9 protein-coding genes and 1 tRNA gene are annotated in these 16,499 nt (G+C 65.1%); 5 read left to right on the top strand and 5 right to left on the bottom strand.

Translation table 11 applies throughout. The features are described from left to right. Positions 1 to 294: 294 nt before the first annotated feature. From recC to recD, 3 genes are read left to right on the top strand one after another with little or no spacing between them, the layout of a single operon-like run. The gene (recC, locus tag IGX34_RS19275) at positions 295 to 3,795 is read left to right on the top strand and encodes an exodeoxyribonuclease V subunit gamma (RefSeq protein ID WP_338015511.1); all 3,501 of its coding nucleotides are present in this window, start codon (positions 295 to 297) and stop codon (positions 3,793 to 3,795) included. Next, entirely contained in the window at positions 3,792 to 7,448 is a 3,657-nt protein-coding gene (gene recB, locus IGX34_RS19270; protein ID WP_192557374.1) for an exodeoxyribonuclease V subunit beta, read from the top strand. Before recC ends, recB begins: the two co-directional genes overlap by 4 nt. Continuing rightward, positions 7,438 to 9,399 (top strand): exodeoxyribonuclease V subunit alpha, encoded by a 1,962-nt coding sequence (gene recD, locus IGX34_RS19265; protein ID WP_225737618.1) that lies wholly within the window; start codon positions 7,438 to 7,440, stop codon positions 9,397 to 9,399. Before recB ends, recD begins: the two co-directional genes overlap by 11 nt. A gap of 4 nt (positions 9,400 to 9,403) precedes the next feature. On the opposite strand, the gene IGX34_RS19260 is transcribed toward recD, so the two are convergent. The 5 genes from IGX34_RS19260 to pilV form a co-directional block, all read right to left on the bottom strand. Beyond that, positions 9,404 to 9,823: a type IV pilin protein gene (locus IGX34_RS19260; protein ID WP_192557372.1), complete on the bottom strand. Its 420-nt coding sequence runs from the start codon at positions 9,821 to 9,823 to the stop codon at positions 9,404 to 9,406. A gap of 17 nt (positions 9,824 to 9,840) precedes the next feature. Beyond that, complete coding sequence (locus IGX34_RS19255) at positions 9,841 to 12,033, bottom strand: pilus assembly protein (RefSeq protein ID WP_192557371.1); 2,193 nt, start codon at positions 12,031 to 12,033, stop codon at positions 9,841 to 9,843. A gap of 15 nt (positions 12,034 to 12,048) precedes the next feature. After that, positions 12,049 to 12,666, bottom strand: a complete 618-nt coding sequence (locus tag IGX34_RS19250) for a PilX N-terminal domain-containing pilus assembly protein (protein ID WP_192557370.1) — start codon at positions 12,664 to 12,666, stop codon at positions 12,049 to 12,051. Positions 12,667 to 12,744: 78 nt separating this feature from the next. Beyond that, positions 12,745 to 14,091, bottom strand: coding sequence for a PilW family protein (locus tag IGX34_RS19245; protein WP_192557369.1), 1,347 nt, complete (start codon positions 14,089 to 14,091; stop codon positions 12,745 to 12,747). Continuing rightward, positions 14,088 to 14,615, bottom strand: coding sequence for a type IV pilus modification protein PilV (gene pilV, locus IGX34_RS19240; RefSeq protein WP_192557368.1), 528 nt, complete (start codon positions 14,613 to 14,615; stop codon positions 14,088 to 14,090). The genes IGX34_RS19245 and pilV overlap by 4 nt, the downstream gene beginning before the upstream one ends. Positions 14,616 to 14,816: 201 nt before the next feature. On the opposite strand from pilV, the gene IGX34_RS19235 reads away from it, so the two are divergent. Continuing rightward, positions 14,817 to 14,892: transfer RNA gene (locus IGX34_RS19235), tRNA-Thr, on the top strand. A 274-nt stretch (positions 14,893 to 15,166) separates the two neighbouring features. Continuing rightward, positions 15,167 to 16,381 carry a tyrosine-type recombinase/integrase gene (locus IGX34_RS19230; protein ID WP_192557367.1) on the top strand — a complete coding sequence of 405 codons (1,215 nt, stop codon included), beginning with the start codon at positions 15,167 to 15,169 and terminating at the stop codon, positions 16,379 to 16,381. The last annotated feature ends 118 nt before the right edge of the window (positions 16,382 to 16,499 follow it).

Below are 16,499 nucleotides of genomic sequence, written 5' to 3'. Positions count from 1 at the left end.
GGCTCATCGCGCACGCAAAGTGCGATTCCCGCGACATGCAATGTGCGATTCCTGTCACAGGCATCGGCGCCGTTGGCGGCCCAGCCCGCCCTGCATGCTCGCCTCGACATTGCTGACCGAACCTGCCGCACCGGGCAAGGAGGCGGGACAAGGCCTTGATAAGCCTGATTAAGGCTAAAATCCCCCCAACCTCTGTCACGCTGTTTCTATGCGCATACCCGGCTGCACGGCCGGCATGGAGCCACACGTCTTCCATGCCCGGACAATCTCCACGTTTACCTGCCAGCGCCTGCCGTGAGCCGGCCCGGACAGCTCGGCTATCCCACCGTCGAACCGGGCCTGATGGTGATTCACGGCAATCGCCAGGAAGATCTGCGCGATCTGCTGGCGGCATGGCTGCAGCGTACGCCGCTGGCGCCGCTGGAAAACGAAATCATGCTGGTGCAGAGCAACGGCATTGCGCAGTGGCTGAAGCTAGCGCTGGCACGCCCTCCGCAAGCCGGCGGCCTGGGCATCAGCGCCGCCGTGGACATGCAGCTGCCGGGGCGTTTTCTATGGCAGGCCTATCGCGCCGCGCTGGGCGAAGCCGCCGTGCCGGCCACCTCGCCATTCGACAAAAGCCGGCTGGCGTGGCGGCTGCTGCGCCTGTTGCCGGAATACCTGGACGATGCCGCGTTCGCGCCCTTGCGCAACCTGCTCGGCGAAGGCCGCGACTGGCGACGCCAATACCGGCTGGCGCTGCAAGTAGCCGACCTGTTCGACCAATACCAGGTGTTCCGGGCCGACTGGCTGGACGACTGGGAACACCGTAACGATGTGCTTCGCGATAACTTGCGACAGCGCGCGACCGAATTGCCCCCCGCGCAACGCTGGCAGCCGCTGCTCTGGCGGCGCCTGCTGAACGATGTGCCGGCGGCTCAACGCGACAGCCACCGCGCGGCGGTGCACCGGCGCTTCATGCAGCAGATGCAGGCCGCCGATTTCCAGCCGCAGCACCTGCCGCGCCGGATCGTGGTATTCGGCATCACTTCGTTGCCGCAGCAAGTGCTGGAAGCGTTGACGGCGCTGGCGCGCTTCAGCCAAGTACTACTGCTGGTTACCAATCCCTGCCGGCACTATTGGGCGGACATCATCGAGGATCGCGAGCTGCTGATGGCGCAGCAGCGGCGCCATGCCGCCAAGCCGGAGCTGCCGCCGGAGCCGCGCTACGAAGATCTGCACCTGCATGCCAACCCGCTGTTGGCCGCATGGGGCAAACAGGGGCGCGACTTCATTCGCCAGCTCGATGCCTTCGACCAGCCGGACCGCTACCGTGATCGCTTTGCGTCGATCAAGCGCAGCATCGATGTGTTCCAGGACATCGGCAACGACTCGCTGTTGCATCAGGTGCAGCAGGCCGTGCTGGATCTGGAGCCGGTGTCGGCGCAGCGCAAAGTGTTGCCTGATGAACGTACATCGCTGCATTTCCATATCGCGCACAGCCCGCAGCGCGAAGTGGAAATCCTGCACGATCGCCTGCTCGACCTGTTCGAGCAGGCCGCGCGCCAGGGCCGCCCGCTGGCCCCGCGCGATGTGATGGTGATGGTGCCGGATATCCGCACCTATGCACCGCATGTGCAGGCGGTGTTCGGGCGCATTGCGCAGGATGATCCGCGCTATCTGCCCTATAGCGTGGCCGATCAGCCGGGCCGTGGCGCATCGCCGCTGCTGGTGGCGCTGGAGGCGCTGCTGGGCCTGGGCGAATCGCGCTTCACCGCCAGCAACGTGCTCGATCTGCTTGACGTGCCCGCGCTGCGCCGCCGTTTCGATATTCACGAAGACGAGCTGCCGGTGCTGCGGCGCTGGATCGACGAAGCTGGTATCCGCTGGGGCCTGGACGGCGAGCAGAAGCAGACCCTGGAACTGCCTCCTGACGAACAGAACAGCTGGCGCTTCGGCCTGCGCCGCATGCTGCTGGGCTATGCCACCGGCGATGCGCCATCGCTGGACGACATTGCGCCGTATGCCGAAGTCGGCGGCCTGGACGCGCGTCTGCTCGGCCCCTTGAGCGAATTGCTGGACACGCAGGAACGCTACTGGCAACTGTTTTCCAGCCATGCCACGCCACAGCAATGGAGCGAGCGCCTGCGCCGCCTGCTGCGCGACTGCTTCGACACGCGCGGCGACGACCTGGATACGCTGCGCATCGACCGGCTGGAAGAAGCACTCGATGCATGGCTGGATGCCTGCCACGAAGCAGGCTTCAACCAGGCGATACCGATCGCGGTGGTCGGCGAGGAGTGGCTGCAGGCGATCGATCAGGCGCACCTGTCGCAACGGTTTATGGGCGGTGCGGTGAACTTCGGCACCTTGCTGCCGATGCGCGCGATTCCGTTCCGCGTGGTGTGCCTGCTGGGCATGAACGATGGCGATTATCCGCGCCGCCTTTCGCCGCCCGACTTCGATTTGATGGCGCGCGCCGGCCAGCATCGCCCCGGCGACCGCTCGCGGCGCGAAGACGATCGCTACATGTTTCTGGAAGCGCTGCTGTCGGCGCGCGATGTGCTGCACATCAGCTGGATCGGGCATAGCGTGCGTGACAACAGCGAGCTGCCGCCCTCGGTGCTGGTGGGCCAGCTGCGCGACTATCTTGCCGCCGGCTGGCGGCTGCCCGGCGATGAACGCGGCGCCGGCGACATGGACAGCAGGCTGTTGGCGGCCATCACCACCACGCATCCGCTGCAGGCTTTCAGCCCGCGCTATTTTTCCGCCGATGCGGCATCGAACCTGTTTACGTATGCATGGGAATGGGCCCATGCACGCCGCGGCATCGCCCCTGCGGAGGATGCTCCACTGGCGCCATGGCAAGCCGAGCCGGTGCTGGCCGTGGCCAAGCTGCAGCGCTTTCTTGCCAGCCCCGCCGCGAGCTTCTATGCCGAGCGCTTGAAAGTTCGCTTCGACGAAACCGATACCGGCCTGGCGGATGACGAGCCGTTCGCGCTCGATGCACTGGAAAACTACGCGGCCAAGGATGCCTTGCTACAGGGGGCGCTCGCCGCCGGCGAAGACCACGCAGCGGCCACGCTGACCGACGCCACCCGGCAATTGCGCCAGCAAGGCGTGCTGCCTGCCGGCGGTTTCGGCGCACTGGCGATGGACGATATCGGCCACGACGTGCGGCAGATTCTCAAGCGCTGGCATGGCGCGGTCGCCCGCTGGACGCAGCGGCTGGATGTGCAGGAACTGGATTATGTGTACCGCGCCGGGGCCATCGATACATTCCGCGTAGAAGGCTGGCTGGACGATATGCGTGCGGCTGGCGACGGCAGTCTTGCGCGGCTGTTGCCGATCGCCGGTCGGCTGCGCCAAGGCAAGCACATTCGCTACGACCGCCTGCTTGGCGCCTGGGTGCTGCAGCTATTGGCCAATGCGTGCGGCATCGCCATGTCCACCCACATGCTGGCAGCCGATGCCACCGTGGTGCTCGAAGCCTGCACGGATACCGAAGCGGCCGCGCTGCTCGATCAGCTGCTGGATACCTGGCAGCAAGGCATGCAGGCGCCGTTGCCGATCGGCCGCCGCAGCGCCTATGCATGGCTGCTGGCGCAGGCCGCCGGCAGAGATCCGCACGATGCCGCGCAAGCCAGCTACGAAGGCATCGATGTGCCGGGGGCGCCCGCTGGCGAAGTGCATTACGAACCCTGCCTGGCGCGTATGTGGCCGAGTTTTTCAGCGCTCTACGCCGCCGGCTTCGAACACTGGCTGGCGCCTTATCGCGGTCTGCTGGAGCACGCCCGCATGGAGGCTGAGGCATGAGCACGATGCAGCCGCTCGATCCGCTGCGCCTGCCGCTGCAGGGCATCCGCCTGATCGAGGCCAGCGCCGGCACTGGCAAGACCTGGACACTGGCGGCGCTGTATCTGCGCCTGGTGTTGGGACACGGTGGCCAGACACCGCAGCTGCCCGCACAGATTCTGGTGGTGACCTTTACCCGCGCCGCCACCGCCGAATTGCGCGAGCGCATTCGCGAACGCCTGGCAACCGCCGCGGCGGTATTCCGCGGCCAGCAACCGGCCGATGCGTTCCTGCAGCAGCTGATGGCCGACTACCCTTCCAACGATGCGCGCGCCGCCGCCGCGCGCCAGCTCGACTTGGCCGCGCAATGGATGGATGAAGCGGCCGTGCACACCATCCATGGCTGGTGCCAGCGCATGCTGGCGCAGCATGCTTTCCAGGGCAGTGAAGCCAGCGATGAAGTGGCCGACGACAACGCGCGCATCGGCGAAGCCGTGCGTGATTACTGGCGCCGTTTCTACGCCACGCTGGAGCAGGCCGATGCCGCCTGCGTCGCCCGGCATTGGCACGATCCGGCTGGCCTGCAGCGTGCGGTAAAGTCGCTGCTGCGCCTGCCGGCCAATCATCTGCGCGTGCAGACCCGGCCGCTGCCGGTGGTGGACGATCTGGTACAGGCGCTGCAGCGTTGCGAAGCACCGCGCCGCGCTGCGGAAGCTGCCGCGCACCAGGCTTGGTCGACCGATATTGACGCCATCGAGCAAATGCTGCGCGAGGCGGTGCTGAGCAAGGCGCTGAAGAATTCCATTTTCCGCCCCGACAGCCTGGAGCGTGAGCTGGTCGCGCTGCGCGCATGGCTGGAGGGTGCCGACACCGACCCTGCCCTGTTCGCGCGCTACACACAGGCCAAGCTGAATAGCGCCGCAAGCAAAAATGCGCTCGCGCCACAGCATGCGGCATTCACCGCCATGCAGGCGCTGAGCGACAATCTGGCCACGGCCACGCCACTCGAACCGCTGCTGCTTGCGCACGCCGTGCCGTGGATCAATGCACGCGTCGAGCAGATTCGCGAACGCCAGGCCACGCCGGGCTTCGACGATATGCTGCGCCAGCTGGAACAGGCGCTGGCCGGGCCGCATGGCGAGCAACTGGCCGCCACCATCGCCGCGCAATACCCGATCGCCATGATCGATGAATTCCAGGATACCGATCCGCTGCAGTGGCGCATCTTCCAGCGCATCTATGCAGCGCGCGCGCAGACCGGGCTGTTGCTGATCGGCGATCCCAAACAGGCGATCTATGCATTCCGCGGTGCGGATATCCACACCTATCTGGCCGCCCGCGACGAAGCACAGCCGCCCACCTGGACGCTGACCACCAATTACCGCTCCACCCCCGCACTGGTGAAGGCGGTAAACCGCGTGTTCGAACATGCGCAGAGCCAGCCGCTGGGCGCGTTTGCGTTCGGCAGCGGTGCACGCGATCTGTCGTTTGCGCCCGTACACGACAGCGGCGACAAAGCGGTGCTGCACGATGGCGAGCAGGCATTGCCGGCGATGCAGCTGCAGGTACTGGCCACCGACAGCAGCCTCAGCGGCCGCGCCTATATCGAAGCCGCGGCGGCGCATGCTGCCGCACATATCGTGGACCTGCTCGACGCCGCCCAAGCCGGACGCTGCGCTTTTGCCGCGCCAAAAGGCACGCGCACGCCATTGCGCCCGCGCGATATCGCGGTGCTGGTGCGCAGCGGACGCGAAGCGGCTGCGGTTCGCGCCGAACTGCGCCGGCGCGGCGTGACCAGCGTGTATCTGTCCGAACGCGATTCGGTATATGCCTCGGCCGAAGCGGCCGACGTATTGCTATGGCTGCAAGCCTGCGCCGCCCCCGGCTACGACCGCGCGTTGCGCACGGCCCTGGCCAGCGTCAGCATGGATCGCAATCTGGCCGAACTGGACCGGCTGCAACACGACGAAGCGTATTGGGAACATTGCGGCGAACAGTTCCGCCTGTTGCAGGCCACCTGGCAGCGCCATGGCGTGCTGGCGATGCTGCACAACCTGCTGCATGCCTTCGACCTGCCGGCGCGCCTGCTGGCCAAGCCGTATGGCGAGCGCGCGCTGACCAATCTGCAGCATCTGGCCGAGCTGTTGCAGCACGCCGCCACGACGCTGGATGGCGAGCATGCGCTGATCCGTTATCTGGCCACGCAGCTTGCACGCGCCGCCGAACGCGATGCGGAAACCGCCGAGGAACAAGTGGTGCGGCTGGAAAGCGAGGCCGATCTGGTCAAGCTCGTTACCATCCACAAATCGAAGGGCCTGCAGTATCCGGTGGTGCTGCTGCCGTTTGTCTGCCGTGTGCAGGATGCGCCCAGAAACAGCCTGCAAGCCTGGCACGACGATCTGGGCCAGACCTGGATCGACCTGGAGCCTGACGATGACGCCAGGGCGCGCATCGAACGCGAGCGCCTGCAGGAAGATCTGCGGTTGCTGTACGTGGCGCTGACCCGCGCCGAACAGGTTTGCTGGCTCGGCGTGGCCAGCACCGTGGACGGGCGCAGCAAGGCACCGATGCTGCCGCGCTCGGCCTTTGGCTACGTGCTCTCCGGCGGCGCAGCGATCACGCCCGAGATCTTGCTGGAACGATTGCAGGCCTTGCGCGGCGACGTGCCGGACATCGATATCCGCATCGCTACCGAACCGGCCAGCGCGCGTCATTACCATGCACGCGAAAGCACGCCCGTACCGCGCGCCGCACGCAGCTACCGGTTGCCGTTGCCGGAACCCTGGTGGATCGCCAGCTACAGTTCGCTCGCGCACGCCCCTGGCGAAACCCTGCGCCCCGCAGCGCCGGAAACCGCCACGCAGGACGTGCTTGCCGAAGCCGCACGCGAGCCGACCGACCGCATCGCCACCGAGCTGGAGCAAGGCATTCACGCCTTTCCGCGCGGCGCCGAACCCGGCACCTTTCTGCACGATCTGTTCGAATGGGCGGCCGAAATAGGCTTCGCGCAGGCCGCCGACGATCTGCCGGCACTGGAACAACAGCTCACCCGCCGCTGCCAGCGCCGCGGCTGGCCGATGTGGGTCGCGCCCTTGCTGCAATGGCTGCCGGCCTTTCTCAAGACGCCGCTGGCGCTGCCGGATGGCGGCAGCATGGCGCTGGCCGATCTCGACGATCGCCGCCGCTATCAAGCAGAGCTGGAATTCTGGTTCGAGGCCAATCACGTCGATACCCAGCAACTGGATCAGCTGGTTTGCCGCTACACCTTGCAGGCGGCGCCACGCCCGGCGCTGCCGCCCACACGCATCAACGGCATGCTGAAAGGCTTTATTGACCTGATCGTCGAGCACGCCGGGCGCTATTACGTGATCGACTACAAATCGAACTGGCTGGGCGACAACGCAGCGGCGTATACGCCGGAGGCGATGCGCGAGGCAACCCTGCAATCGCGCTATGACCTGCAGTACGCGATCTATACGCTGGCCCTGCATCGCCAGCTGCGCGCGCGGGTGGCCGATTACGATTACGAGCGCGATATCGGCGGCGTGCTTTACCTGTATCTGCGCGGCGTGGACCAGGCCGGCCACGGCGTGCATGCCGAACGCCTGCCATTTGCGCTGATCGATGCGATGGACCGCCTGTTCGCCGAAGGAGCGCGCGTCCATGTCGCATAAGGCCATGCTCGCCATGCTGGACGATGCGGTCACGCACCATCTGCTGCGGCCATTGGATCTGGCCTTCGCGCGCTTTATCGGCGAACGCGATCCGCAGGCCGATCCACGCCTGTTGCTGCTGGCCGCACTGACCAGCCAGTTGCTCGGCGAAGGCCATCCCTGCCTGGATCTGCAAGCCTTGGAAGCGCTGGCCGCCGAACACGCCTGGCCGCGCGAGTGGCTCGATCTGCTCGCCACCACAGCGCTGCCGGTATCGCCGCTGTTGGCGAGTGCCGATGGGCTGCCGGCCAACGCGCCGCTGGTGCTGGACCGTCATCGGCTCTATCTGCGCCGTTACTGGCGCTACGAATGCGGCGTAGCGCAACAGATGCTGGCCCGGCTTGGCGCGGTGGATATTGATGATCACCGCCTGCGCGCAGAACTGCGGCAACTGTTTCCGCCGACCGACCACGCGCATGTCGACTGGCCACGCGTGGCCTGCGCGCTCGCCGCGCGTGCCGCATTCAGTGTGATCACCGGTGGCCCCGGCACTGGCAAGACCACCACCGTGGTGCGCCTGCTCGGCCTGCTGCAGACCTTGCAGTTGCAACGTGCGGCGGCACCCCTGCGGATCCGGCTGGCCGCACCGACCGGCAAGGCGGCCGCGCGCCTGAACACCTCCATCGCGCGACAGATTGCCCAGCTGGAAGTACCCGACACCGTACGCGCAGCCATTCCCATGCAGGTGGAAACACTGCACCGCTTGCTCGGTGCGCGAGCGGACAGCCGCCGCTACGCGCATGACCGCCGCCATCCCCTGCACCTGGATGTGCTGGTGATCGACGAAGCCTCGATGATCGACCTGGAAATGATGGCCGCGGCGCTGGATGCGCTGCCACCGCATGCCCGGTTGATCCTGCTGGGCGACAAGGACCAGCTCTCCTCGGTGGAAGCGGGCTCGGTGCTAGGCGACTTGTGCCGGCGTGCCGAGCAAGGCCATTACCGCGCTGACATCGCGACATGGCTGCGCGAAATCAGTAGCGACGATGTCAGTGCCTATGTGCGCGAGGACGCCCAGGCATTGGATCAACACATCGCGATGCTGCGCCATAGCCATCGTTTCGCCGCCGATAGTGGCATCGGGCAGTTGGCGGCCGCCGTCAATGCGGGCGATGCACCGCAAGCGCATGCCCTGCTTGCCGCCCCTTGCAGCGACATGGCGTGGCTGGCCAGTGCCGCGGCGGATACGCCGCTGGCGGCGATGGCCCTGGACGGCGACGCCGACCGCTTTGCATCCGGCCATGCATCGGACGACGCGCCGCAAGGCCTGCGCTTCTACCTGCAATGCCTGCAAAACCAGCGCCCCGCCAACAGCGCGGACATCGCGGCCTATCAGCAGTGGGCGCACGCCGTGCTGGAAGCGTTCAATCACTTCCAGCTGCTTTGCGCAGTGCGCCAGGGGCCGGCCGGCACCGAGCGCCTGAACCGCGAGATCGCTGCCAGACTGCACGCCACCGGCTGGATCGAAGCCGACCGCGGCTGGTATGAAGGCCGGCCGGTGATGATGACGCGCAACGACTACAGCCTGGGCCTGATGAACGGCGATGTAGGCATTGCCCTGCGCATGCCGGGTTCGGATGGTGTGGTGCGCTTGTATGTCGCCTTCCCCGCCACGCGCGACGCGCAGGAGCAAAACGGCGCGCAGGTGCGCTTTGTGCTGCCCTCCCGCCTCGGCGACGTGGAAACGGTATACGCGATGACGGTGCACAAGTCGCAAGGTTCCGAATTCGAGCACACCATGCTGGTGCTGCCGGATGAGGATTCGCCGATTCTCACCCGCGAACTGCTCTACACCGGCATTACCCGCGCACGCCGCTGGCTCAGCCTGGTCGGCACTGCCGCCAGCATCGAGCAGGCCTTGTCGCAGCGCACGCGGCGCTATTCGGGGCTGGCTGAGCGCTTGTCGAGCTAGCGCACTACCAGCAGCGGCCGTTGGCAGGTTCGGCGGAGCTATCTCGCGCCGGAAGGGTGTTGCCGCGATTGTCGATCGACAGGCTGCCGCACTCATCGGCGGCCTGTGCAAGGAGCGGGTGGGCGGTGGCAACAAATGACTGTGCCTGGTCGCCATCGACGTGTAGCGTCAGTTCGTAGTAGCCGTTCGGTGTTGTGGCTGCCTTGCTGTAGCCGAGCTGGGCCAGCTCGTCCGCATAGCGCTGATGCGTGGCATACCAGCGCTCCTGGCTGTTGGCGATGGCTAGCAAGGCCTGTTGCGCATCCGCGCGGCGTGCACGCCGTGCATAGCGGCCGTAGGCGGATACGGCCATGGCGGAAAGTATCGCCACGATGGCGACCACCACGATCACCTCCAGCAAGCTGAAACCGCGTGCGCGATGCATGCATTTCTCCCGTGCGTTTATTCGACGGGCATCACCGCAAACCAGGAGCGTCGGCGCCATAAGACGCTGTCGAAAGTCAGTGGCGCTGCCAAGGCACCATGCGCGGACATCAGCTTGCTGCCCGGCAAAATCAGCTTGCCGCCGCCGATCTTGGTCGCTATCGGCAGCGTGCCGCTGCCAGAGGTGCGGTCCAGCATGGCACCGGCATGGTGGGCGCTGCCGAATGAAAACAGGTTGGCCGAAGCGCCCGTGGCGGCATCCACGGCGAGCACGGCGCTCCGTGGCGCTTCACCTGGCTTGCTGGCGGGAATCAGGGTACTGATCAAAACACTGTTGCTATCGAACAGCGCGGTTGGCGTAGCCACCACCCGCTCGCCGGGCGAGGTCAAGTCGAAATACCAGCCATCGGCTGCTGGCGCCAGCGGATGGGCCGTAAGGTCGCGCAGCATCGCCCCTGAATCTGCGGCGCTCACCTCGCTCAGACGTTGCGCTTGCAGCGTGCTGCGCGTTGCCGTGATGGGATGACCTTGAGGGTCGATCCTGTCACGAATACCATAGACCGATTGGAGCGGAATCGCGGACGTTCTATCGCCGTTGCCCAGGTATTTGCCGGTGCCGAATACCACGATGTAGCGGTTGTGCGCCGGATCGGGAAACAAACGCGGCATCACGGTAATGGGCTGCGCATCCGGCGTCGCTGGACGGTACGCCAGGCTGACGGTCCATTCGGCCGGATGGGTCGATGCCAGGTCGAAGCGCCAGAGATTGCCGGCAAGGTCGCCAGCGAAAGCTATATCGTCGATCTGGTCACCGTTGTAGTCACCGAGTACGGGCGTGGCGAGACCGTAGCTGGCGGGACTATCCGCAGGCGTCTTCAGCTCGCGGATCACCGCGCCGGTTTGCGCATCGAGCACGAACAATGCGCTTTCACGCACAGGCGCCGCTGCCGCATCTTCGTTGCAAGCGGCGAAGACATCGGCCCGGCTGCAGTCGGGAAAATAACCCGTTGCAACCAGTACCGCCCAGCTGCCGTTGCCCAGCCGGGCAATCGCCGGCTGACCGTAGACGTAGCCAAGATCCGCCGGGTTGTAACCATCGCCCGATGCAGCGATGCCTGATGCAGCATCCGCATCGAACTCCCACAACACCGTGCGCGCAGGAAAGGCTTCGCTTGCCGCACCTGGATCCGTGATATCCAGCGCATAAACACCCCGACCGCCAAGGCCGAGCCCGCCGACCAGCAAGCTATGCCATTCATGGGCACCGCGCTGGCTGAAGAACACGTCGCGCATTACCGGCGTGGCATCCACGGTGGGATGAAACTGGAACTCGTCGCCGCGCGTGAACGCACCAAGATGGGCATACGCGGCACGCGGCACATAGGCCCACAATTCCCTGCCCGCATCCGATGGCAGCTGGCAGCCGCCGTCTTCGCCACAACGTGGAAACGGCGTATTGAACGCGTGCAACATGCCGTCGTTGGCGGCAACGTAGAGCACCGGTGTGCGCTTGGCATGTCGCTCCACGAAACTGGCATACGTTTCGGCACCCGGTGCCGCTTCGGGCGCACGTACGGGCATGCCGTGGATCTTGTTCGGCCAGCGCTCGCGATAATGAGCGGCAGGGTATGCCACATGCAATGCCTGTGCATGGACGATCGGGCCAAGCAGGCTGCTGCGAACGCGCATGGTTTTGCCTTCGGCCGCACGCACTCCGCGCAAGTACTCCACCCGTGCACCAAGCGTATCCGCTGCTGCGTCCGAAGCAGCCGGCGCCATAAGACCGCTGATTTCGCCGCTGTCGAAGGCGGCTGCCGGCCGGAATGCCATGCCGGTGACGGCGCCTGCTGCATCCATGTGCGCGGTAAGCAACACCCTGCGATCGGGCGGTGTCGCCAGCGCATCCGAAAGCATGACACCGGCATTCCAGACCACCTGCTTGCGCGAGCCATCACTGTGCAGGCTTACCGCCTGCAACAAACCCGACCAATCCGCCGGATCGTAGCCACCTTCAAAGGCAAGCAAGCCTGCGCTCGCCACGCTGCCGCTCAAGCCCAGCACGGCCAGCGACGGCGTGGCCCGCGAATTGTCCAATGGCAATGGGCTGAGTTCCACCGTGCCGGCAAGCAGGCCCTGCGCGGCGAGCAGATTTCCGGCAAACGCCGTCGCCAGGATCGACCACGCAAGCATTCCCGTCATACGCTTTGACATCGGCATGATCGTGGCTCACGGCGCGGCCGGCGCATTGAACGTGCTCTGCACCACGCGCACCACATCCGGATGGCCGCCGGTGCCGCGTGCCGTTATGCGATAGATGTGCATATCCGGCTGGCCGCTCATGCCGCTGTCGGGGCCGGTGTTGCCCGTTTCGCGCAAGCCGCCGGCACTAGGCGGCTGTTCGCTGCCGAGATCCTCGATGAGATAAGCCGGATTTTCAGCCAGTGCGGCCGAGGGCTCCCAGCTGTCGCGCGTGTAGCCGTGCCGCTGAGCGCCGGTATACGTTTTGCCGATACCCGCTAAGCGGCCAGTCGCACGCATGAACTGGGTGACCGCACCATGGGCTGCGTAGAGCGCGCTGGATGACCGATACACCACGCACCCGTCATCCGGCGAAATGCTTGCTTCCTGGCAATGCAAGCGCAGGCCGGCCTGACTGGCCGTCGACCAGATCTTGTACTCCGCGCCTCGCAATGCAGTCTCTGCACTCAGGCGTGCCTGCTGCGCATGACGCAGGCTGCCGGCCATGCGCTGCTGCAATAGGGCATGCTGCGACATGCTGAGGGCCAGCATCGTGATCAGCAGTAGAAAGACCAGCGCAGTGAGCAGCGCAAAGCCACGCTGCACATTGCATGCCGCTCCCGATGGACAGAGCCTGTTACGGTGTAAAAGCATGGTCGTTTCCTTGCCGCTCATCGGCCGCATTCAAGGATTGAAATTGCGCAAGGCCACCACGGTGGTGAACTCGCGCCGCAGCAGTGGCAGTGGAAAACCCTGCTGCACTGGTGTCACCTTGCGCCCGGCAGCATCGGGGGCGGCCGGCGTGAACAAACCATCGCTCGCATAGGTGTAGGCCAGCTCATCCGATGTCAGCGTAGGCAAGGGCTGCTGGCCATCCATCAACAGATCGATCTCGATCAGGCTCACCGAACGCCATAGACAACCGTGATCGTCACTGCCGCGAAGAGGCAGCGGCAACGCAGGGCAATCGACGCTGGTGCTGTTGTCGACCTGCTCGGCGCTGTAATAGCGAATGCGGCCATCGCCCAGCTGCACGCCGTATTTGAAATCCAGCCGCTCCACACCGCGTGCCACTTCTTCGGAAGAACCGCCGTGTACCGCAGTATCGCCGCCATTGATGCGCCGGATCAGCGCACCGGTGGTATGCCCCTGGCCATCGCCGCTATCCACCACCTTGAGAAAATAGGTAACGGTGCGCCAGTCGCGGCTGGGATCGAACAGCTTGGGCGCTGCCATGCTGTGCGGCATGGCCGGCTGGATGAAATTGCCGCCGGTAGATGCCAGCCGACTGCTGCCCTGCCCGGTTACCGCAAAGATCTGTGCCGTATTGCAGTCGGCCAGCATGGCCAACGGATCGCCCACCGGGAAAACCTTGGATTCCGCGCCGGATGCCATGCCCAGATCGATCGACAGCGAACCATCCGCATTCACCGCCAAGCCACTGCCGTCAGCAGCAAGCGTCCAGCCAGCGGACGGATCGAGATAGCGCACCGTCAACACCGATGCGCCAATGACACGGCTATCTACTGCCTTGCCCATCGCCGGAATGCCGAAGCCCTGCGCACTGCGCTTGCTGCTGGGATCGAGCGGCTTGCACTGGCTGGCAGAACAATCGTAGCCGCGCATGGTGAGGAACGCCGGCACCGAATAAGGCTCGGCCGGTGCCGGCGGATACGGGCTGCCCCAGGACGTGGTGACATCGCTCATGGCCCCCATCAGCGCAGCGGGATCGCTGGCATACACCGTGGGTGCACGGGGCGCATCCAGATAAAACCCCGCCGCCCCCCATCGCGCAGCACCGCCCGAGCCGGCGCAATACTGGCCGCCGCTCATCAACAGATCATCCCGGATCTGCGCCATGGCGAATCGGCCCTCTTCCTGCAGGCGCACCAATTGCTGCTGCACCGAGCGACTTTGTGCGGTGGCGGTGAACACGACCACCACGCCCGCGCTCACTAGCAGCCCCAGCGCCATCGCAATCATCAGCTCGATCAGCGAGATGCCGTGCGGACGCGTCAGACCGCCGCTCACGGCTGGAACTCCCAGGCAAACGTCTGCCGTGCATGGCCGCCATCGGCGAAACCCAAGGCACCGATACCTTGCTCGATCCAGCGAACCGTCATGCGGCAGCTTCCGCCGAAGGGCGGCCGCAAGGCCAGCTGCTCCGCCGTGGGCAAATAAGCGAGACCGCTGCTGTTACAGGCAATGCTCGCCCGCGTATCCGCAGTGAGCAAGGCAGCCAGCTGGCTGCTCCAGGCACCCTTGTCATACGCAGCCAACTGATTGGGCGTACAGCCGGTCGCGCAATCCCGCAGCGCCGCACCGGGATACACACCGTCGTAGTCGCCGCTCCATACCGCAAGCGGATTGGCCTGCATCCGATCCGCCATACCCTGCGCCAGCAAGGTCACCTGGCTGCGCAGATACGCCGAATGCGTAGACCGCGCCGACATCGCCAGCATCCCACCGGCACCCATCAGCCCCACGCTGAGCACCAGCATGGCGACCAGCACCTCGATCAGGCTGACACCGCACTGAGATGACCGATCCGGCATGAGCGACTCCCCGTTATCCAAGCCGCTACTTTGTTCCGGCCGCGGCCCGGCGTAAGTCGTCCCAAGCCCCGCCGCGGGGTACGGCAGGCGCTCTTTTCCTTGCCGTGCCGCCGGCCGTGCGCCCATAGGCGCATTCCGATGGCCGAGTCAGCGCCGGGCGGCTTGCAGCCCAAAGGAAGCCCCCTTAGACTATGCGGCTCCGCCGGAATAGCTCAGTTGGTAGAGCGGCGCATTCGTAATGCGTAGGTCGTAGGTTCGATTCCTATTTCCGGCACCAGATACTCGTCCAACCCAGTCCAACGGCGTTCGACAAACCCCTTAAAACCCGCCGCTTGGCGGGTTTTTTTGTACCATATCGTCCGACGCCGTCCAACCCGATCCGGCTCCTTCTGGGGGTAGATTCGGGGGTAGTTTTCAACCAGGGGCATCCACTATGCCCCATATACCCCCAATTGACTTTCAGCGTCCTTGATCGCTGCCGGGGGTCACGCATACCTGCTCGCGCGTCCTCGCTCGATTGTTTCACTAGCGTTTCAAAAGAGGACACAGCGATGGCTGCTGACACTGGCAAACTCACCGTGCTCAAGGTCAAGTCCGCGCCACTCGGCAAGCACTTCGACGGTGGTGGTTTGTATTTGCATGTGACCGAATCGGGGCGCTACTGGCGAATGAAGTACCGCCATAGCGGCAAGGAGAAATTGCTGGCGCTGGGCGTGTTTCCCGAAGTTAGTCTGGCTGAAGCTCGCAAGCGTCGTGATGAAGCCCGCGCCCTTCTCCGCGACGGCACAGACCCTGGGCAGGTGAAGCGCCAGGAGAAAGTTGCAAATGCTGAAGCCACTGCAAACACCTTTGGTGCGATCGCCGAAGAATGGCTGGCGAAGCAGCAGAACATGTCCCCCGCGACATTGGAGAAGGCGCGATGGACCTTCGATAGCCTAGTCAATCCATGGATCGGCAATCGCCCTATTTCCGAGATTGACGCTCCGGAGATGCTCAAGCTCCTGCAGCGGATCGAGGAGCGCGGCGCTCACGAGACTGCCCACCGCACAAAGCAGCGGTGCGGGCAGATCTTTCGCTATGCGATCGCCACCGGCCGCGCCCGGCACGATCCTACGGCTGACCTACGGGGCGCCCTCACGCCGGCGAAGGTCAAACACCGCGCGGCAATCACGGGCCCGGCCAGGGTAGGCGAGCTGCTGCGCGCCATCGAGGGCTACACCGGCGGTCTGGTGGTGCGCACCGCCCTGAAGCTGGCGCCTCTGCTATTCGTTCGCCCTGGAGAGCTGCGGCAAGCGGAGTGGGCGGAGTTTGACCTAGACGCTGGCCAGTGGCGCATCCCCGCCAGCAAGATGAAGATGCGCGAACTCCACATCGTCCCCCTCCCCACCCAGGCTGTGGTCGCCCTCCAAGAGCTGCAGCCGCTGACTGGGCGTGGTCGGTACGTCTTCCCGGGAGAGCGCAGCCGGCAGCGCCCGATGTCTGAGGCCGCAGTCAACGCCGCGCTGAGGCGCATGGGCTTCGACAAAGACACCATGACCGGCCACGGCTTCCGGGCCATGGCCTCCACCCGACTCAACGAAATGGGCTGGTCCGCGGATGTCATCGAGCGCCAGCTAGCCCATGCCGAGAGAAACAAGGTCCGCGCTGCTTACAACCGGGCCCAATATTTGGCAGAGCGCAAGAAGATGATGCAAGGCTGGGCCGATTATTTGGACAGCCTGCGCGTCGGCGGAAGGGTTGTAGCGCTAAAGACGGCCCAGCTCTAACCAGACCCTTCGTGTCAGGCTTTTGCCTCAAGTCGGTGCATCCTTGGTATGTGACCTATCCGCACTGACCAGCAGGTCATTCATGGAAGAGATGCTCTGAAACTCACGAAGAAATTCG

Source organism: Dyella acidiphila (assembly GCF_014863405.1).
Lineage (GTDB): Bacteria > Pseudomonadota > Gammaproteobacteria > Xanthomonadales > Rhodanobacteraceae > Dyella_B > Dyella_B acidiphila.
This window is presented reverse-complemented; position numbering and strand designations above follow the sequence as displayed.

Coding starts and splice junctions, on each gene's coding strand:
- recB (WP_192557374.1), top strand. CDS start 3,792: ATGAGCACGATGCAGCCGCTCGATCCGCTGCGCCTGCCGCTGCAGGGC.
- recD (WP_225737618.1), top strand. CDS start 7,438: ATGTCGCATAAGGCCATGCTCGCCATGCTGGACGATGCGGTCACGCAC.
- IGX34_RS19260 (WP_192557372.1), bottom strand. CDS start 9,823: ATGCATCGCGCACGCGGTTTCAGCTTGCTGGAGGTGATCGTGGTGGTC.
- IGX34_RS19255 (WP_192557371.1), bottom strand. CDS start 12,033: ATGTCAAAGCGTATGACGGGAATGCTTGCGTGGTCGATCCTGGCGACG.
- pilV (WP_192557368.1), bottom strand. CDS start 14,615: ATGCCGGATCGGTCATCTCAGTGCGGTGTCAGCCTGATCGAGGTGCTG.
- IGX34_RS19230 (WP_192557367.1), top strand. CDS start 15,167: ATGGCTGCTGACACTGGCAAACTCACCGTGCTCAAGGTCAAGTCCGCG.